Below are 18,675 nucleotides of genomic sequence, written 5' to 3' on the forward strand. Positions count from 1 at the left end.
CAAAGATACGCAAATGCAATATTGTTGCGAAATAAATATTACGTTGAATACTAATCAAACACACAATAATGAATAAATCAATATTTAAACCTTTAGTCTTCGCCTCAGGACTATTATTAACTTCCACTTTTGGATTTGCACAGGATAACCTGGTTAATTCTTTAAAAAACAATCAATCTGCAAACAGTACTTCAGGATTTAAATTCACGGATGTAATTAACCTTGAAAATACATCTGTTAAAAATCAGGGTTCTTCAGGAACTTGCTGGAGCTACTCTACAAACTCTTTCCTGGAATCAGAAATGATCAGAATGGGTAAAGCACCTGTAGCTTTATCAGAGATGTTTTCTGCGCGTAACGTTTATGTGGAAAAAGGTAAGAATTATGTACGTATGCATGGCGCTGTTTCTTTAGGTGACGGTGGTGCTCTGCATGATGTAATCAATATGTACAGAAAATATGGTGCAGTTCCACAAGTAAACTATACAGGCTTAAACTACGGTACTAAAATCAATAAACTAGGTGAAATGGGTGCAATTACTACAGGCATATTAGAAGCTGTAGTTAAAAACAAAACATTAACACCAAACTGGGAAAAAGCTTATACAGGAGCAATCGACGCTTATTTAGGCCAGGTTCCTGAAAAATTCGACTACAAAGGTAAAAGCTATACTCCACAAACTTTTGCAAAACAGGTAGTAGGTCTTAATCCTGATGACTATGTAGAATTGTCTTCATTTAACGATCATCCGTTTTACAGCAAATTCACTTTGCTGGTACAGGATAACTGGTCATTTGATCAGGTTTACAACGTTAAAGTAAACGAAATCACTGATATCATTGACAATGCATTGAAAAACGGTTACTCTGTAGCCTGGGCAACTGATGTGAGCGAGAAATCTTTCTCTTACAAAAATGGTGTGGCTTATATCCCTGCTAAACCATATGATGAAATGAATGAGCAGGAGAAAGCGACAATGTTCAGTGAGCCAAAACCAGAAATGGAAATCACTCAGGAAAACCGTCAGTTAGCTTTTGATAACTATGAAACTACGGATGATCACGGTATGCATATCGTTGGATTAGCTAAAGATCAGAATGGCAGAGAATACTATATTGTTAAAAATTCATGGGGTGTAACCAATGACTACAAAGGTTATTTGTATGTAACCAAGAATTATGTAAAATATAAAACTACTGCTTTCTTGCTGAACAAAGGCGGTATACCAGCAGCTATCAGAAAAAACCTGGGTATTTAATCCATTATATCAATACATAAAAAGAGGGTTAAAAGTATCATATGATATTTTTAACCCTCTTTTTATGCCTTTATAATAATACGCGTTCCCTGCACTCCCGCAATTACTGCCTTAGAAGCCATCCCATAAAACAGCGAATGCTCTACCACGCCCGGGATCATTTTTATCGCAATATTCAGCGTACTTAATTTCGGTAATTCAGTAAAATGAATATCTGCCAGTAAATTACCATTGTCAGAAATCAGTGCACCATCTTTTTGATTGCTCATTCTTAATTTCACCACTGAATCCGGATAAACTGACTGAATATGTCCCAGAACAACCGGTAATGCTTCCTGTAAAATTTCTATAACCAAAGGATAAGTATGATCCAGTTTAGTTACCATTTTCCCCTCATCCCCGATTAAAATAAATGCAGAAGCCATGGAGGCCAGAATCTTTTCACTGGTATGGATCCCACCTCCGCTTTTCAATGCATTTAAATCTGAATCCAGCTGATCGCAACCATCAAAGTAAATATCCAGTTTTGATAACACACTGGAATATACCACTTTTAAGCCTTTTTCAAGGAGATAGGAGCGCGTTTTAAAAGAAGAGGACACAAAGGTTAAGGATTCAGCAAACTCTTTCCTGGCGCTGATTAAATTCACTAAATGTACAATTGTACTTCCAGCACCTAAACCAATTATTTGTCCTTCTTTTATAAAATCCAGTGAAGCTTTAGCAGCTTCCAGTTTGTAATCAATCATCTGAACCAAATTAGTATCCGGGCTAAATTTAATATATTTATCCATGCAAAAACCTATAAAAACAGGCATATTATCCTTTGGAATGTCTGGAAAGTTATTTCACGCCCCATTTGTAGCTGCACATCCCGGATTTGATTTGTATGCAGTAGTAGAAAGATCAGAAAAAACAGCACAGCTTCGTTTTCCGGAACTTAAAAGCTATGACTCTGTAGATGAACTTATTGCAGACCCGGAGATAGAACTGGTCATTATCAATACCCCAAATTATACGCACTTTGAATTTGCACAAAAAGCACTTCGCGCTGGTAAACATGTTTTGGTAGAAAAACCATTTACAGTAACCGTTGAAGAAGCTGAATTACTCTTTCAAGAAGCAAAAGAACATAACCTTCATATCCTTCCCTACCAGAACCGTCGCTATGACAGTGATTTTTTAGCTGCAAAAGAGATCGTAGACAGTAAAAAGCTGGGACAAATCGTAGAAGCGCATATCCGCTATGACCGATACCGGTATACTATCGGGCCTAAAGTATTTAAAGAAACACCAATGCCAGGCAGTGGTTTATTATATGATCTCGGCCCCCATTTACTGGATATGGTATTTGCGTTATTTGGTGAACCATTAAGCTGGACTAAAACACTGGGCTATTACCGTCCGGGAACACAGGTAGACGACTATGCTTACCTGCATTTAAAATATCCGGAAAACCTCCAGGTATTTATTACCATGAGTATGCTGGTTGTAGAACAACAGCCCGCATTTGTGATCAACGGAACCAAAGGTTCTTATTTCAAACATCGTTCAGATATACAGGAAACACAGCTATTAAAAAATATGAACCCCGATGATCCATTATATGGAATTGAATTACCAGGAAAAGAAGGCATTTTGAGTACAATTGATGCAGGTGGACAAATCACAAAAACCAGCATACCCCCAGGTAAAGCTTCGTACCTGAATTTATTCGAGGCTGTTTATCAGACTATAAGAGCAAATAAACCTTATCCTGTACAGCAAGAACAGATTATCCGTCAAATTACGATACTGGAAAGCAAATAACTATGAAAGGGCCGTATTTTTAAAAAACACGGCCCTTTTACCAGAAATTTCAAAACTTATTTAATAATTGCTGTAGGTTTTTTATGTTCATCAATCGCTACAAAAGAGAACTCACCAGTAACCGCTTTTTCACGATCCTCACAATACATCTGCTCTACATAGATTTCTACCTTTACTTTCATACTGGTATTTCCAATATGGCTTACCGTACCTACCAGTTCAACAATTGTTCCGGCAGGAATAGGCATTTTAAAATCTATTCTGTCACTGCTCACAGTAACCATTCTCTGGCGGCTAAATCTTGTAGCAGTGATAAACGCTACTTCGTCCATCATATGCATGGCTGTCCCGCCAAATAAAGTATCATAATGATTGGTAGTATTAGGAAATACGGCTTTAAAAATTCGGGTCTCTGACGCTTTAATCTTCTCTTCTATAGTCATTTTTGTATTTTATATATATTAAAAACGGGCAGTCTGCAAACAGACTGCCCGTTTAAGGCTGCAAACTTACCAGAATTAATTTGATAAAACATGCGCAATCGCACGCAATTCATCTTCGCTGAAAGAGAGCTGGTCAAGGCATTTGATTGAATCTGCAAGCTGTTCTGGTCTGCTTGCCCCTACCAGGACAGAAGTAATCCGTTCATCTCTTAAAATCCAGGATAAAGCCATTTGTGCAAGGCTCTGGCCACGTTTAACCGCCAAAGCATTTAGTTCCTGTAACTGATGAAGACGTTCAGCAGTAATCTGATTTTCCTGTAAGAACCCATGCGGTTTTGCGGCCCTTGAATCTTCAGGAATACCATGCAGGTATTTATTGGTCAGTAACCCTTGCGCCAATGGAGAAAATGGGATACATCCAACCCCTTGTTCACCCAGTAAATCCAGTAATCCCCCCTCTATCCATCTTTCAAACATGGAATATTTAGGCTGATGAATTAAGCAGGGTGTACCCAGTTCCTTCAAAATACGCAACGCTTCAGCCGCTTCAGGTGCAGGATAATTTGAAATCCCAACATATAAAGCCTTTCCCTGGCGCACCATTAAATCAAGTGTAGCCATAGTTTCTTCCAGCGGAGTTTCAGGATCCGGACGATGGTGATAAAAAATATCCACATACTCAAGCCCCATACGCTTTAAACTCTGATCCAGACTGGAAACTAAATACTTTTTAGAACCCCAATCCCCGTAAGGGCCATCCCACATTGTATAACCGGCTTTAGAAGAAATAATCATTTCATCCCGGTAAGCCGAAAAATCCTGCTTTAAAATGGTGCCGAAGTTTTCTTCTGCCGACCCCGGAGGCGGGCCATAATTATTTGCGAGATCAAAATGTGTAATGCCGCTATCAAAAGCGAGCTTCACAATATTTCTGGAATTTTCCAGCTGATCAACATATCCGAAATTATGCCACAATCCTAAAGAGATGGCAGGCAATTTTAAACCGCTTTTACCGCAACGGCGGTATTGCATTTGAGTGTAACGTTCTGGGCTGGCTAGATACGACATAAAAAAAAGTCAAAAAAAAGAGGGTAATCAAACCCCCTCTTCCGGTAAGGTTGTGCTACTATTTATTTAGCTGTGTTTTTTTTCTCAGTTACTTCAGTACGGATATCCTGAGCAAGAACTTTTAAATCCTGCATTGCTTTACGTACTCTTGTACCTGCGGCACTGTTACCCGCAGCATAAAATTTCTCCGCATCAACTTCAACAGAAGCAAGCAATTCTTTTAGTTTTGAAAATTTTTCCATGTTTTAATTTTTATACTGCGCCAAATATATAACTTTTGAGCAATAATCGTCTTTCCTGAGATTCATGAAAAATGACGCTGGAATTTCATATCGATCAGATTTTGTGTTTATTTTTGTTCACAGATTGACTACCCATCTTCAACAAAAAAAGGATATAAAGCTTTATGAATAAAAAGATATTAGTACTGGAGAAGAACAGAGATATTCTTGAACTGATTAATATTGTGCTCACTGACGAAGGCTATATTGTTGACCTGCTGTCTTCAGAAAAAGAGATATTTGAGCATATCAGGAATTTCCAGCCCGATATGATTCTGCTGGATGTGGTCAGCCCGACTGAAGAGGGCACGGCTTTATGCAAAACTATCAAGGCCGCTGAAGAGTCCAGCCATATCCCGGTGATCGTTTTATCGACTCACCCTAAATTAGCAGTAGTGAAAGAGATATGTGCAGATGAAGTTGTACCTAAACCTTTCGATATCTCTTTCTTACTCTCTACTATTGAGCACTATTTGATCAGTGCTTAAAGTTTGTGCTGCGTTTTAAGGTACTTCAGATATTTCTGGTCATCCTCAAAAAGATCAGCACCTTCCATTTCATAAGCAGCCAGTAAATTAGCAGTTGCATTTTTATGATCTTCAAGCTCAAAATAAGTCTCTCCTAATCTCAGCAATACAAAAGGGTTCACTTCTTCTTCACTTACATAGATATCGTGCGCTACCAGCAAATGTTCCAACGCTTCCTTATACTTGCCTGCATTAAAATAAGCATCACCACAAGAGGCCGAAACCCAGCCTGCCGCTTCCCAGTCTTCTTTAGGAGCTGGTAATACGTCCAATGCTTTCTGAAACCATTCCGCAGCTTTATCGAAATTCTCTGCATCCATTTCCAGGTTTCCCTGATCACAGTATTCTTCCATCAAATCCTGCTGCTCATCTGTCAGCTCTTCTTGCTGCGAATTATCAGCAGGAACGAAATTTTGTTTGAACTCTTCAAATTCCACATCAGAAGTTACTGCCATATGCAGGAAATCTGCGTTAAAATCATGAAAAATGCTATTTTTTCCTAAACTATGAGCAATCTTAAAATATACTCTTGCTTTATCCAGGTCACCGAGCGCATAATAGATGCTGCCTGTGGTTATAAAATGACCAGAACTTTTTACAGTTTCAGTCTTCATTTTTTCCTGAAGATATTCAGTTTCTTTTAAAAAATGAGGCAATGCCTTTTCAACCTGGCCGGTCTGCTCATAAAAAGAAAAAATGCTGTCCAGCAATATGCCGCCGACACTGCAATTTTCTTTAGGATGAGGGATCGATTCATTAATCTCTAATAAAAGCTGTTCAGCTTCTTCTAAATTTTGAGACTCAGTCAGTGTATAAACCTGATCAATCTGATCAAAAAATACTTCTTCTTCTTCTGGACTATAAACTAACATGGCTGATTTTTTTTTAAATTAAACGGTTGGCGAAGGTAACTATAAGGGTTGGTTTTCCATCTGCTTTATAATTTTGTTGACTTCAGTCTCAGTAGACCTCAATTTTGTCTGACAAAAAGCAATCAGTTCGGAAGCACGTTTTACTTTTTCGGCAAGTACATCTACAGAAACAGCTTCAGTTTCTATTTCCTGAGCAATTTGTGTCAGTTCACTATAAGCCGCTTCATAATTCAAATTCTTTTCCATTGCGGGATGTTTTAGATAAAACTTTTGTATTGATTTCTGCTGAACTCAGCGCTATGGTGAGCTCCGTTCCAGGTTCAATCGCATCGGCATTACTTACAATCTGGCCATTTATTTTTACAATGGCAAATCCTTTGTTCAAAATATTCTGTGGGCTCATCATTCTCACTACAGATTCAAAATGGCCAATATACCTGCCATGATTCGCGAAATACATCCGGTTAAAAGATTTGAAGTTCGCCAGCAGGTTTTTCAGGTCTTTGCGCTTATTGGAGATAATAATTTTAGGATTGGTCAGCACCATGCCCGAAAGGTTCAGGATATCCCTGTGTTTTTCGTGCAGCAGGTTTTTCGATGAATTAATAATGGTCTGATTTAACCTGGTCAGCAATTCCTTATGCTGATTCATCATTTGAAATGTCCGGATCACCAGATGCTGCTGGACCGATAATACAGCTTCTTCAAAATTCCTGTTATGTGCAATCAGCATTTCTGCTGCCTTTGTTGGGGTTTTTGTAGAAGTATGCGCCATTAAATCGGCTATCGTTTCATTTTTCTGATGACCGATTCCTGTGATCACAGGGATAGGGAATTTCGCAATTGCACGGTTGAGTTCATAATTATCAAAAATAAGGAAGTCCGTCTGCGCACCCCCTCCCCTGATAATGACCAGTGCATCATAGGCTTTGCCCGAGCCAAATACCTGGATAAGCTTGGTTAAAAACTGTCCTGCATTTCCTTCCCCCTGCACCAGGGCAAAATAATCATCCACTTCAAAATGATATCCGAAAGTATTATTCTCCAGCGTATGCCTGAAATCATGATAACCAGCAGAAGTATCAGATGATATCACTGCTATATGTTGTAACACCCTGTTTAAAGGCAATTCATTGTTCCTGGTCCGGTATTGTCCGTCAGTTAAACGGATAAATGAAGGATTATCCCGTACCAGTCTGTCCAGCGTTTCCTTACGCTGCTGTTCAAACCGCCCTAAAGTAAAGGTCGTATCAATATCCAGCAGATTAAGCTGTAACCCAAAAGATGGATTATACTGCACAGCCACCTGGATCAGTACATTAATATCATTTTTAAACTGCTGCCCCGTGGCCTTTTCGAAATTAGCGATATTCACGGAGGCATTTCCCCATGCCCTCCCGCCTATTTTAGCCAGGATTTTTGCAGAAGATTTATCTTTTTCAACCAATTCAAAATAATGGAAATTACTTTGAGGTTTATAAGTATAATTTGTAATATCAGCAATTACCCAAAATGTTTTCGAGCCAAAAACACCGTTGATTGTTTCATGAATCTGACGGGTAAGTTCGGATAATTTTATAGCGGGTATTGCTGCCAATTTTAAAGGGGTGTTACGAATGAGTTCAGGATGTAACCAGGTATTTTTTAAGTGCTGAAAAATCCTTGATTTCTTCATCAGCCAGTATACCATTGGTATTAGACGCACTCAGGTGATCATCATCTTCCCAGCCAATGCCGTTAAGCCATACCGTATGGCATCCAATCTGTTTAGCCGGTATAATATCCTTACTGAAAGAATCTCCGATCACCAGGCATTCCTCAGGCTTAAAACCTAAAGCTTTTACGCCCAGTCCGTAGATTGCTGCATCAGGCTTTCTTACCCCTACCACAGCAGATTCCACGACTTCAGCGAAAAGGTGCCTGATTCCAAAGTCTTCCAGTACCGCATTCAGATTTCCATAAAAGTTGGAAACCATGACTAAAGGATAATTTGCAGCCAGTTCTTCCAGAATAATTTTGGCATGCTGAACAGTCTGTCTGGCAAATTCATTACAATCACTGGCAATCAGTCCGATGTATTTTTTATCAATTTCAAAACCATTTTCCTGTAAAAAAGCAAACTGCTGCTCAATTTTTGCACGCAATACCTGTAAAAAGGTAAATGAAGGCTCTACAATCGGATGAATAGCCAGACTTCTTTCGCCAAAAGAATAAGCCTTGAAAAATAGATCTTTTGGTATTTGTATATCGAATTTTTGATAACTGTTTTTTAATACTACTGCCCAATGAAGGCCATTGGTATCAATCGTCCCGCCGTAATCAAATAAGAGTCCTTTTATCATATTATTGAATATTTTATTCCTGACAAAAGTACATGATATTTTCAAATTATCTTTTTGAAACTCTCATTAAAATAAAGCCAAAAATAATCCAGACTATTTCTCTGATCCTCATGATGATCCCGATAAAAATACCGGTTTCTGCTGGTAAACCCACACTCCGGAGCGCAAGTGCCAGCCCTCCTTCTCTTACGCCAAGCTGCATAGGAAAGAAGAAAATGATGTTTGCAAATAACGAAGAAGCCGAACTGATAATCAGTGCCTGCGAAACCGTCATATCCAAACCAATCGCAACAGCCGTAAAATAAATCTCTGCACAGGTCACTACCCTTGCCAGGATTTCGTATAACAGTGCCATCAAAAAGCGTGACTTTCGGTGCTCATATAACATTCTGATCTGATCATCCACCTCATGCAGAGATTCAGATTTCTCTTTTAAAAAGTTAGTTGCAAATTTCTTAACAAAAGGAACCTTCTGTAACAGCAGAAAAGTATTGACCGTGAAACCCTTTTTATAGATACTTAAAAACCATAAAATGATTAAAATACCTACAATAAAGCCAACAATACAGCCAATAACCATTGTTGATTCCATCGGCAATACCGCAAGGATCAACAAGATCGAAAGCACCCAGAAAACAATATGTGAAAACACATGCATCATTCCATATAACAATACAGAAGAAGTTGCTTTATGGATCCCCATAAACTTTTTCAGCTCCATGATCCGGTAAGGCTCCCCACCAAGGGCCACAAAAGGAGTTACGTAGTTTATCGCATAACCGGTAATAGTTAACCGCAGCACCGTTGAAAATGGCAGGTCACTTTCAGGTAATGCAGGCTCCTGGATAATCTGGCGAAATGCTAATGCATTCAGCCCGTAAATAACCAGCCAGCTTCCAATAATAGGAAGGAACCAGAACCCGGTTTTTTCTATATTCCCCAGAATTTCATGGAAACCCAGTTTGTAGATCATAAACCCGAGCGTAACAATGCCCAGTGCCATGAAAATTACTTTATAAGCCTTACTATTCATTGATTTAAGCTTTAGCTAAAAGACGTTCGTAAAACATGCGGCTTATTTTCTCCTGTCTGTTCACCATATAAATTAAGATGGAATTTAAAACAACCAGGTCGAATACAAAATAAATCCAGGTTTCGTCCAGAAATAACCATAGAAACAAAAAGATTACCCGGGTATTAAACTGGATAATATTTGTATACTTCATCAATGGTTTATTCAACGTACGAAACTCAGTGACTAACTCTGAAGGTAATTCAGTTGCATATTTTTTCTTAACCAGCGCCAGAAATTTCTGAAGGTAAGGTGAACATCTTTCCTGCAACTGCGTATAATTGATGTATCCCTTAGCGACTATCCGCAAAAACAGATTGGTTTGTTTTGCATCTCTGTCGTATTCTCTTTGTAAATCGGCTGTATTATCCAGCTCACTGCCGGAAACACCTTTAATAAAGAATAAATGAACATTGCGGTAATAATCTGCCATAGCCGACTGGAATACATGAGAAACCCCGGCTCCAACGCCTAATACCCAGATCCATGCAGGCCAGCCTTCATTCTGAAGACGTAAACAGATGGCAATATGTATGGAAGCAAACCAAAAATCTCCGGCAAAACCATCCAGAATCCTTCCTAAACGGCTTTTGTTATTAGTAATCCTGGCCAGTTGTCCATCTGCACTATCCAGAGAATTGGCAAATATTAACAAACCCATTCCGATTACATTCAGCCATAAATCTGGAAAATAGAACATAATCCCCGCTCCTACACCAAAGAAAATACTGACGATCGTAACCGTATTCGGGGTGATATTCAATTTAGCACAAAAAAGAGCAATCTGATAGCCAATAGGACGGTAAAAGTATATATCTATTTTTTCTTCTGTATCATTTGATTTCAGTGTATTCTCAAATGATACTTTTGACTGTTCTTCAGTCAGGTTAAATTCTTTCATCAACTTTTAATGTAAAATTTTCTATCAGACATTGTGCGATATAAGGTGCAGCCTGGGCCCTGCAAGGTGCAAAACTTGGCCAGTCATTAAAATCAATGATACGGAATGTTCCGTCCTTGCTCACAATGGCGTCACCACCATAAACAAATATATTCAAGGCTTCAGCAGCAGTATTGGCTACATTTTTTAATAGCTCCTGATCAAATGGATAATGGAAAGTTTTTCCGTTTGTTTGTTCATACTCCGCATATTTATGGTGATTATGATCATAAGGATAAAACAGGTAGAAAAACTCACTCCCTCTTATCCCATAAAACTTAACCAGATCACCCAATAAATTCTGAGAAATCAGTGCATTAGGTATTCCCCTGAGGCTAAACTCTTTTAAAATATATCTTCCCTGCTCTTCAGATTCAACATAAGTTACGTCCTCTTTGTGAATGGCATGAAAATCACCTCTTTTAATCCAGAATCCATCACCGGGTAAATCCTGAAACAAATCTTCAGCAGGTGCGTCAGTTGTGGTAATTTTACTTTTAGGGTAAGGAACATTTGCCTTAATCAAGGCATTTGTCATATTGTTTCTAAAACAATTCTCAATACCGAATCCGGAATTTATAATAGTTTTTCCTAATCTTTCCAGTACTTGCAGTTTTAAGATTACATCTTTTTCCCTGGCCATTGTAAAAATGAATTCTTCATTCACCTCAGACATGGTTAGAAATTCATTTTCAGTGCATACTGTAACCTGGTGACCCAGTTTTTCCAGTTCTGAAATAGTAAGGTTAAAAATTGCCTCGTCGTTACCTATATGGTTAGGAGAAAATATGCTCCCTCTTTTAACCCCAAGCAGGGTCATTTTATTTATGTTCCCGTCCACTTATCTTTCTGCCCCGCTTAAAAAGTGTTCAGCTTTTTCAATATCTGAAACATGATCAACATCCATAATTTTATTAAAACTATGCGCTCTTACCACTAGGTTATTTTGTATTAAAAGTCTCTGAAAATTTCTCATCCGGTGCAGTCCGCTATTAATTGCTACAGGAACCAGTTCAAGTGCTTTTTTACGCAGGCAGTAGATCCCGCCAGAAACAAATGATTTTTCCTGAGTTGCATGGTCAGTAATTTGTTTGATTACATTGTTACTATCAAAATTGATATACAATGGACTCTCGTCATCAATGAATGACGTAACTGCTAACAGTCCATCATCGTTTTTGTTTGCTTTAAAATCTTCAATATAACGCTGAAACTCTTCTTTTTCAAAAACTGAATCAGTTGTAGTCAGGCATAATTCCTCTATATCCTTAAATTCTTCTAACAATTCATGGAAACTATGTAAAGAGCTGTCCGTACTTTTTGTAATGATTTTAAGCGGCACCGCCGATTTGTAATTCTTTAGATATTCTCCCAGTTCAGAAGAATTTTCATTAATTATAATATAGATTACTTCCGCGTCGTTATTAATGAAAATTCTCATCAACCGGTCAATCAGCATTTCTCCATTGATTCTAACCATAGGCTTTAGACCTACGTAGCCCTCATTGGAAAGGCGGGAACCCTCTCCCGCAGCGATTATTGCATATAACATAAAACTTATCGTATTTTTTATTTCATCAAATTAAGACGCAAAAAGTAAATTTAACTGAAAAAATCCAAATATTAAGAATTCCTCATTTACTATGCATGCAATTCAAAAACAGCGCTTTAAATAAAATTTTAGACGCTTAAATTTAAATTAATAGACGAAATTAGTAAAATAGTCAGGATTATAGCGTGTTAAGAAAATATTATGGCAATAATAAGACAGATTTTAATTGATTTTTTTGAACCACGGACCAAGCGGCCCTGTAGTTGCTGCCTGCTGCCCAACTTCTCCCCAGGCACCAGCATAATCCTTCCAGGGCTGACTTTCCAGACTGGAAACTTTACCGGTAATCAACCATTCATACCCACCAGCCGAAGCATCATCTGAATTAAGAATATGATACTTTCCCGGATGATTATATAAGGCATGCGTTCCTTTTGCACTATAAACAGATAAGGTCTGAACCCCATCAGCTATACTGATTTCAAGTGCATTTTTATCATAATATTTGTCATCACCATGCGCACTCAGCCAGGCACCTTCAATAGTATCGTTTAAGATATTCAGTGTAACACTTTCCCAATCTCCCTGATGAGAAAAACTCAGCCCGGAAACATTAGAATAATTATAACCGTAGAACAACCAGTATTGCAATTTTACATTGTCTGGCGTATACAGGAAAGAAGAAACCCTGGTATTGGGATCGTGATCTCCCTGCAAGTTATCATCCGGTTCAAGGAAAACATTATAATCCCCCTTATGATCATCCTTCGGCCTTCTGTTCCTGCCACTGCTTTCAAGTCCATATCCATTGATCACATTTACGGGAATATCATAATACTCACTATTATGAGAATTATTTCTGACAAATTTATTGGAGTTCTTATTATATCCCTCATCCGAACCAGATCTTTCATGTCTGAAACGCGATTTTTTAATAAAATCTACAGGCTCCATTGGAAAATAGTCTTCTGAAGGATGTAATCTGACTACTACCTTAAATTTTGAAAAATCAACTGCATTTACTGCAACATCAGCAGAAGATGGGGACTTTAAAGCGTTGGAGGGCTCCAAAATCTTTTTGCACCCGCAGGCCAGTAAACACAAGGCTATTAAAATATTTATTTTCATTTGTATATAATTGTTTTTTTTGAAGTACATATGTTTTTATCGGTACTCAAGAGCACTACGTGGTTTATCGGGACCCAAGAGCACTGCGTGGTTTAACAGGAATGAAGCTATTCCGGGTTTTAGTCAAATTCAGTTATTATAACGAACAGACATTAAAAAAAAATGGTTTTCCAGCTATAATTGGAAAACCATTTTCAAAATATCCCTGAAATCAATCCCTGATGTTATTGGATACGGATAGCTGAAACTTTTCCATCCAAACCATTTTTACGAACGTAAGTAACTTTCACATTACTATCTTCATAATTTTTCTCAAAAGTATCCAGATAATAACCAGTCACAGTAGTTTTAAATTGAATCACAGTATAATCATCATTCGTTTTTCCATCAGGACTATCAAAAACAGTAATAGTTCTTCCCGCAGTACCAGAAACTTTTCCAGATCTCGCTCTGTCATTTATTGACGTAAATGAAGCAGTAGGATGAAGCAGAAAATTCTTGAGATTAGCAGTACCGCCAAGCGCTATTGAATAATAAGGATTATTTGCATTGGCCGGTTGAGTTGCCGCAATTGAGCCAAATACCCCGCATGGATGAGAAATATCACCAAAATTGTTTTCATACAACTGGATTTCAGCGAATGCCTGCGCATTTGCAGCTTTACTAAATAGAGTACCACCAACCACAGCAACAGCAACGAATAATAATTTTTTAATTTTCATTTCTCTTTTTATTAGTAATTAAATTATGAATAATAAAACATACGTTTTAAGTAATTTAAAATTACATTAAATACTTTAAAACAACAATTAATTATAAAAAATAATAAAAATATATTATCATCAGCTAAAAAAAGATCTTTAAAACAATAAAAACACGCATAAGTAATCAAAAATTAACATCAGGCAATTTCGTTCCGTACGCTTATTTTATTGCGTAATAATCAATGAAGACACTTTTCCGTCCAGTCCATTTTTACGATAATAAGTAACCTTTAAATTATCGTCTTCATAATTGTTCTCAAATGAGGAAATATACACGCCATTAGCTGCTGTTTTAACACGAATAACTGTGTAATCATCATTTGTTTTAGCATCAGGACTATCATAAACTGTAAATGTAACAGGGCCATCTGAATAAATTTTGGCAGATCTCGCTCTGTCATTTAGTGAAGATGAATTAGTTACAAATTCGTAAACCTTGTATTTCTTCAAATTAGCATGAAATCCGATGCCTGCATTGTAATAAGAGTTTTTATCTTTTTTAACAGTCGGTCCACTACCAAAAGTTCCACTCACATAAAGATTACCAGTGGTTTCATGATTTTCCTCATAAAGTACTATACTATAATTACCCTGAGCTTTAGCTGAACGGCTAAAAAGTGTTACGCAAACAAATGCAACAAAAATAAATAAGATTTTTTTCATGTGATATAATTTTATTTTAAAATAATTATTAAACTTACAGAACACCCGTAAATACACTATAAGATTACAAAATAATAACCTATAATCAAATTAAAAAACTTTTAAGATTACTTTTTAGCAAAGTTACTCAGGTTATAATGAAGTGAAAATATAAAATAGCGGGTAATCATTACAGATTTCTCATCAATAATAGAGTTGCCGGCAAACGATCTTACAGCATTGTTATTTTGATTCAGTAAATCAGAGATTTGCAGCCCAATCGTCCCCTGGTTATTGTGGAACAACTTTCTTTCTAAACCCAGGTTAATGAGCAGTGGATTTCCAGGACTAATATCCGTATATCCGGCATTAACTCTTTTCAAAGCATTAACATTTGCCTTATACTGCTTAAAGAAAGATGCCTCACCCGACAGATTAAACTGCATTGTCCGGACATTCAGATTTTGACCGGCGAACAGAGCGAATTGATTGGAAGTATTAGAGAATGCAGCACCTGCCTGTACACTAAATTGCTTCGCATCTATATTACCACTCACCGACTGGGTAATGGTCAGTATCTTATTGCTGTTAAGCTGCCCCTGTGCAAGCGTAACTAAATTACTATAATTCAGCTGCCCGTTGACTCCTATCCGTGCAGGTAAACCTGCTAATTTCAACGGGATAGTATAGGAATAATTTGGTGTCACAGAATAAGATCCATTTAAATTGACATAACTGGTTTGTTGTTTGGTTATACCAGCAGGATCTGTAGCAATAGTTTTGTTTAAACTAATCATATTCCGCCTGATCGTATAACTTACTGCCATCAAAAAAGAACGGTTATTTTTAAACTGACTTCTAAAAACCAGTTCATTGGTATGCTCAAATGAAGGCTTTAAAGCTGGATTACCAACAATTCTGTTCTGAATGTCCGTATCATCTGTATTGAGTTGCAATTGCATTATAGCAGGAGATGTCCCCTGCCCTGTGTAGGTATATTTAATCGAGTTTCTACTATTAAATAAGTAATTAAAACTAGCTGTAGGGTAAACCTGGTTAAATTTAGCAGACAGGCGCTTTTCTATTTTTTCCTGTTGATTTTCCAGCAGGTTACGGTTTAAATTTATACCCGCAACAAAGTCCATTTTGTTGCCCGTATAATTATAGCTCAAGCTATAATTCTGAATATTTCTTTTGACCATACTGTGATTACTCAGCGAGTCCAGGCTGACCATCGTTTGATCAGCATCAATTTTTCCGGTTTTAAAATCTGCATTCAGGTTTGACCATTCATTTGAAAAATTAAACTGTAAGCTGCTGCGCTCAGTTAAAGGTTCCCTAAAATCCAGACTTAACGTTCCTTTTTTCTCGACTGAGTTTTCATTAATTAATAAATTAACTACAGAATCTCTGCCTGCATCGCCAGGAAAAAGATAATCCCTTATTGTATTTAATACTTGATTTGCTTGTTTATCCTGATTCCTTTGTACCGATCCCTGTAAAGACAATGACCTGCCCTCCTTTTTAAAACGATGGTCAATAGAAAAATCAGCCTGGTAAGCCCTGGAATTATGAGCAGACCTGGCATCAGCACTCAGATCCTGATTAATTATCCCGGTCTGATGACTCACTTTATCTGTATTCAAATGCGAATCAGAAAAAGACAATGACGGAGAGATCCGTATTTCCGTTGCTTCGCCGGGACTATAAATTAAGGAAGAATTTATCAGCTGCTGCGCTGCTTTGTTTCCAGTTTTATCAATACTGGAATTAAGGACCTCACCCAATGGAGTAATGGTTTTTATAAATGAGCTGTTACTGGAATTATTACCTCTTTGATCAAATCTGTAATTTGAAGTAATTTTAATTTTATCACTGATTTTATCATTATAAACCGTACTAAAATTACTTGAATTATCTACGCCAAGCGTATTTTTTGCATAACTTAAATTGGTATTAAAGGAAATCTGTTTCTCATCCAGCCAGTAATTCCCGGCCACATCCAGTCCGGCCTTTGAATTATTACCTGCATTTATTCCTGCACCTGCGAACTTACCGCTGTTAATACCGTTTTTAGTTACAATATTGATCATCTTCTGCGGATTCTTCGTTTTGATCCCGGTAAAAACAGCATGATCACCATAATCATCAATTATCTGGATCTTGGCGACTATCCCAACTGGAAGCCTACGGATAAACTCCTTCACATTTCCGGTAAAAAAGTCCTTACCATTCACCCTTAATTTATAGACTTCTTTATTTTCATGTTTTAAACTACCATCCTGTTCGATTTCCATGCCAGGCATACGTTTGAGTAATTCCTCTACCATTAAGCTGGAATCCACTCCATAAAACGCCGCGTCATATTCAACCGTATCTTTTTTGATGACTACAGGCTGCCGTTTACGGACAATATTGACTTCCTTTAAATTGACACCACTTGAATCTGTTTTAGAAACCTGGGCATTTGACCTGACCGTTAACAGCAGCAAAAAAAGCAGGAGTAGCGAAAAACACCATTTCAACATAAACCAAATAGGAATTCAAATAATTAAAATCCCAATATAACAATACATAAATGAAATTTCTTTTAAAAACCAGATATATATTTTGCTTTTAGTATCATATTTAATGATACTAAAAGCAAAATATTAAATCAAAATAACCTGCTTATACAAAAAAAGTCCCGCTGGCAATTTCTTACCAGCGGGACTTTTGAAAATCCGGCTTTTAAATCAGCTATACTAGGTATTTACTTTTTTATCAAAATCCGAACCTAAAACTTTATCCCACAACGCAGAGCTCACCCCATAACCTTTAGTAGAATCAGAATAATGGTGTAACATATGGTGTTGTTTCAGTTTCTTCCAGAATGGGTTTTTAAAATTAGCATGGTGTAAAGCATAGTGCGCCATATCATAAACCAGGTACCCAACTAAGAAACCTGCAAAAAAAGCATTTATAGTCCCCGCAGGTAGCACGTATAAAAATAAGTAGTAGAGTGCCAGCGCCATAGGAATACTGGCAGAAGGAGGCATTACCAGGCGTTTGCTGTCATTTGGATAATCATGGTGCACACCATGAAAAATAAAATGTATCCGCTTTCCTATTTTAGACTTAGGATAAAAGTGAAAAATATAACGGTGCAGAATATACTCAGCAATAGTCCAGATAAACAGCCCCATAGCCACCCATCCGATAAAGCTGAAAAAATTCATATGTGTTTCAGTAAAAGCAAGCCAGCAGAGATAGCCGATAACCGGAATATAAACAATAAGGGGCACGTAAAAATGAACTTTTGACAAACTCTCTAAAAATCCGCTTTTGAACATTCTGATAGATTCAGAAGAATTCGAAATAAAATTTTTCTTCATGGCAATATAATTAAGGGTACTATTATTAAATTTTGATTCGTTCAGTAATAACCGCGTTATTGGAAGTATTTACACCTTTGATCTCAACATACTTCACATTAGGTAACCAGAACGATCCACCTTCTATTCGCAAAAATATGCGTTCTATTTGTATTTTCTTGTTATTAACTGTCACATAAACATGATATTTTTTATCTTCCTCAGATTTCACCAGATACATCGGTAATTTCTTATGGGAAACAAAACGTAATTCATACTGATCTTTACCAATTGCTTTGGAATTTATGCCGTAAGCAAATTTGCGTTGAACGTAACCTAATTCTTTTTTCTCGCTATTTTCATCATAGCGGATCCAGTAAACAAGAATGGGTTCATCTTTATTAACCTGTCCTTTAGCATCAGTATTTAATTCACAGATAATCGTATTGGTATTTGGGTCCCGCTGCAAATAAAACAGCTGATTGCTGATTCCTTTGGGCACCGGAAATTTCAACGGCGAAGGGTTACTTTGATCCTGAGTTTGTGAAAAAGCAGTAGCAAAGCTACCTAAAGCTATTGCTGCTGACAAAAAAAACAAACGGAACGATAATACTTTCATGATA

At 37.3% G+C, this 18,675-nt stretch carries 21 protein-coding genes; 3 read left to right on the plus strand and 18 right to left on the minus strand.

The features are described from left to right. The first annotated feature begins 68 nt into the window (after window positions 1-68). Window positions 69-1,259, plus strand: a complete 1,191-nt coding sequence (locus tag HDE70_RS12720) for an aminopeptidase C (RefSeq protein ID WP_183890529.1) — start codon at window positions 69-71, stop codon at window positions 1,257-1,259. 62 nt (window positions 1,260-1,321) lie between these two features. Here the strand turns inward: HDE70_RS12720 and rpiA are convergent, their stop codons facing one another. Next, window positions 1,322-2,053 (minus strand): ribose 5-phosphate isomerase A, encoded by a 732-nt coding sequence (gene rpiA, locus HDE70_RS12725; RefSeq protein WP_183890531.1) that lies wholly within the window; start codon window positions 2,051-2,053, stop codon window positions 1,322-1,324. Here rpiA and HDE70_RS12730 point away from each other — a divergent pair. Continuing rightward, window positions 2,052-3,068, plus strand: coding sequence for a Gfo/Idh/MocA family oxidoreductase (locus HDE70_RS12730; RefSeq protein ID WP_183890533.1), 1,017 nt, complete (start codon window positions 2,052-2,054; stop codon window positions 3,066-3,068). The two genes, rpiA and HDE70_RS12730, sit on opposite strands and share 2 nt — an antisense overlap. A gap of 56 nt (window positions 3,069-3,124) precedes the next feature. Here the strand turns inward: HDE70_RS12730 and HDE70_RS12735 are convergent, their stop codons facing one another. From HDE70_RS12735 to HDE70_RS12745, 3 genes are all read right to left on the minus strand, one after another. Beyond that, window positions 3,125-3,511 carry an acyl-CoA thioesterase gene (locus tag HDE70_RS12735; protein WP_111632365.1) on the minus strand — a complete coding sequence of 129 codons (387 nt, stop codon included), beginning with the start codon at window positions 3,509-3,511 and terminating at the stop codon, window positions 3,125-3,127. A 75-nt stretch (window positions 3,512-3,586) separates the two neighbouring features. Continuing rightward, window positions 3,587-4,579 (minus strand): L-glyceraldehyde 3-phosphate reductase, encoded by a 993-nt coding sequence (gene mgrA, locus HDE70_RS12740; RefSeq protein WP_183890535.1) that lies wholly within the window; start codon window positions 4,577-4,579, stop codon window positions 3,587-3,589. A 62-nt stretch (window positions 4,580-4,641) separates the two neighbouring features. Then, window positions 4,642-4,821, minus strand: a complete 180-nt coding sequence (locus tag HDE70_RS12745) for a histone H1 (RefSeq protein ID WP_183866611.1) — start codon at window positions 4,819-4,821, stop codon at window positions 4,642-4,644. Window positions 4,822-4,985: 164 nt separating this feature from the next. Here HDE70_RS12745 and HDE70_RS12750 point away from each other — a divergent pair, with 164 nt between their 5' ends. Then, window positions 4,986-5,348, plus strand: coding sequence for a response regulator transcription factor (locus HDE70_RS12750; protein WP_183890537.1), 363 nt, complete (start codon window positions 4,986-4,988; stop codon window positions 5,346-5,348). Here HDE70_RS12750 and HDE70_RS27150 read toward each other — a convergent pair. The 14 genes from HDE70_RS27150 to HDE70_RS12820 all read right to left on the minus strand — a co-directional run bounded on the left by HDE70_RS27150 (window position 5,345) and on the right by HDE70_RS12820 (window position 18,671). Then, window positions 5,345-6,259, minus strand: coding sequence for a tetratricopeptide repeat protein (locus HDE70_RS27150; protein WP_221302046.1), 915 nt, complete (start codon window positions 6,257-6,259; stop codon window positions 5,345-5,347). The genes HDE70_RS12750 and HDE70_RS27150 overlap by 4 nt on opposite strands. 39 nt (window positions 6,260-6,298) lie before the next feature. Next, window positions 6,299-6,505, minus strand: a complete 207-nt coding sequence (gene xseB, locus HDE70_RS12760) for an exodeoxyribonuclease VII small subunit (protein ID WP_068396816.1) — start codon at window positions 6,503-6,505, stop codon at window positions 6,299-6,301. Beyond that, window positions 6,483-7,934: an exodeoxyribonuclease VII large subunit gene (gene xseA / locus HDE70_RS12765; protein WP_183890539.1), complete on the minus strand. Its 1,452-nt coding sequence runs from the start codon at window positions 7,932-7,934 to the stop codon at window positions 6,483-6,485. The genes xseB and xseA overlap by 23 nt, the downstream gene beginning before the upstream one ends. After that, complete coding sequence (locus HDE70_RS12770) at window positions 7,882-8,601, minus strand: HAD family hydrolase (RefSeq protein WP_183890541.1); 720 nt, start codon at window positions 8,599-8,601, stop codon at window positions 7,882-7,884. The genes xseA and HDE70_RS12770 overlap by 53 nt, the downstream gene beginning before the upstream one ends. Before the next feature lie 46 nt (window positions 8,602-8,647). After that, entirely contained in the window at window positions 8,648-9,634 is a 987-nt protein-coding gene (locus HDE70_RS12775) for a lysylphosphatidylglycerol synthase transmembrane domain-containing protein (protein WP_183866607.1), read from the minus strand. 4 nt (window positions 9,635-9,638) lie between these two features. Further along, complete coding sequence (locus tag HDE70_RS12780; RefSeq protein WP_183890543.1) at window positions 9,639-10,574, minus strand: CDP-alcohol phosphatidyltransferase family protein; 936 nt, start codon at window positions 10,572-10,574, stop codon at window positions 9,639-9,641. Further along, window positions 10,561-11,433: a hypothetical protein gene (locus HDE70_RS12785; protein WP_221302047.1), complete on the minus strand. Its 873-nt coding sequence runs from the start codon at window positions 11,431-11,433 to the stop codon at window positions 10,561-10,563. The genes HDE70_RS12780 and HDE70_RS12785 overlap by 14 nt, the downstream gene beginning before the upstream one ends. A 21-nt stretch (window positions 11,434-11,454) precedes the next feature. Beyond that, on the minus strand, window positions 11,455-12,165 hold the full coding sequence (locus HDE70_RS12790) for an NDP-sugar synthase (protein ID WP_183866605.1): 711 nt from the start codon (window positions 12,163-12,165) through the stop codon (window positions 11,455-11,457). Window positions 12,166-12,387: 222 nt separating this feature from the next. Then, window positions 12,388-13,293 (minus strand): Vps62-related protein, encoded by a 906-nt coding sequence (locus HDE70_RS12795; protein WP_183890545.1) that lies wholly within the window; start codon window positions 13,291-13,293, stop codon window positions 12,388-12,390. A gap of 224 nt (window positions 13,294-13,517) precedes the next feature. Next, window positions 13,518-14,015 (minus strand): hypothetical protein, encoded by a 498-nt coding sequence (locus tag HDE70_RS12800; RefSeq protein ID WP_183866603.1) that lies wholly within the window; start codon window positions 14,013-14,015, stop codon window positions 13,518-13,520. 207 nt (window positions 14,016-14,222) lie between these two features. After that, a complete protein-coding gene (locus tag HDE70_RS12805) occupies window positions 14,223-14,720 on the minus strand; it encodes a hypothetical protein (protein ID WP_183866602.1) in 498 nt (165 codons plus the stop codon). 107 nt (window positions 14,721-14,827) lie between these two features. Then, window positions 14,828-17,227, minus strand: coding sequence for an outer membrane beta-barrel protein (locus tag HDE70_RS12810; RefSeq protein WP_183890548.1), 2,400 nt, complete (start codon window positions 17,225-17,227; stop codon window positions 14,828-14,830). Window positions 17,228-17,443: 216 nt separating this feature from the next. After that, entirely contained in the window at window positions 17,444-18,073 is a 630-nt protein-coding gene (locus HDE70_RS12815) for a sterol desaturase family protein (protein ID WP_183866600.1), read from the minus strand. Between the two features lie 25 nt (window positions 18,074-18,098). After that, complete coding sequence (locus HDE70_RS12820) at window positions 18,099-18,671, minus strand: DUF4833 domain-containing protein (protein ID WP_183866599.1); 573 nt, start codon at window positions 18,669-18,671, stop codon at window positions 18,099-18,101. Between the last annotated feature and the right edge of the window lie 4 nt (window positions 18,672-18,675).

This window comes from Pedobacter cryoconitis (assembly GCF_014200595.1).
GTDB lineage: Bacteria > Bacteroidota > Bacteroidia > Sphingobacteriales > Sphingobacteriaceae > Pedobacter > Pedobacter cryoconitis_C.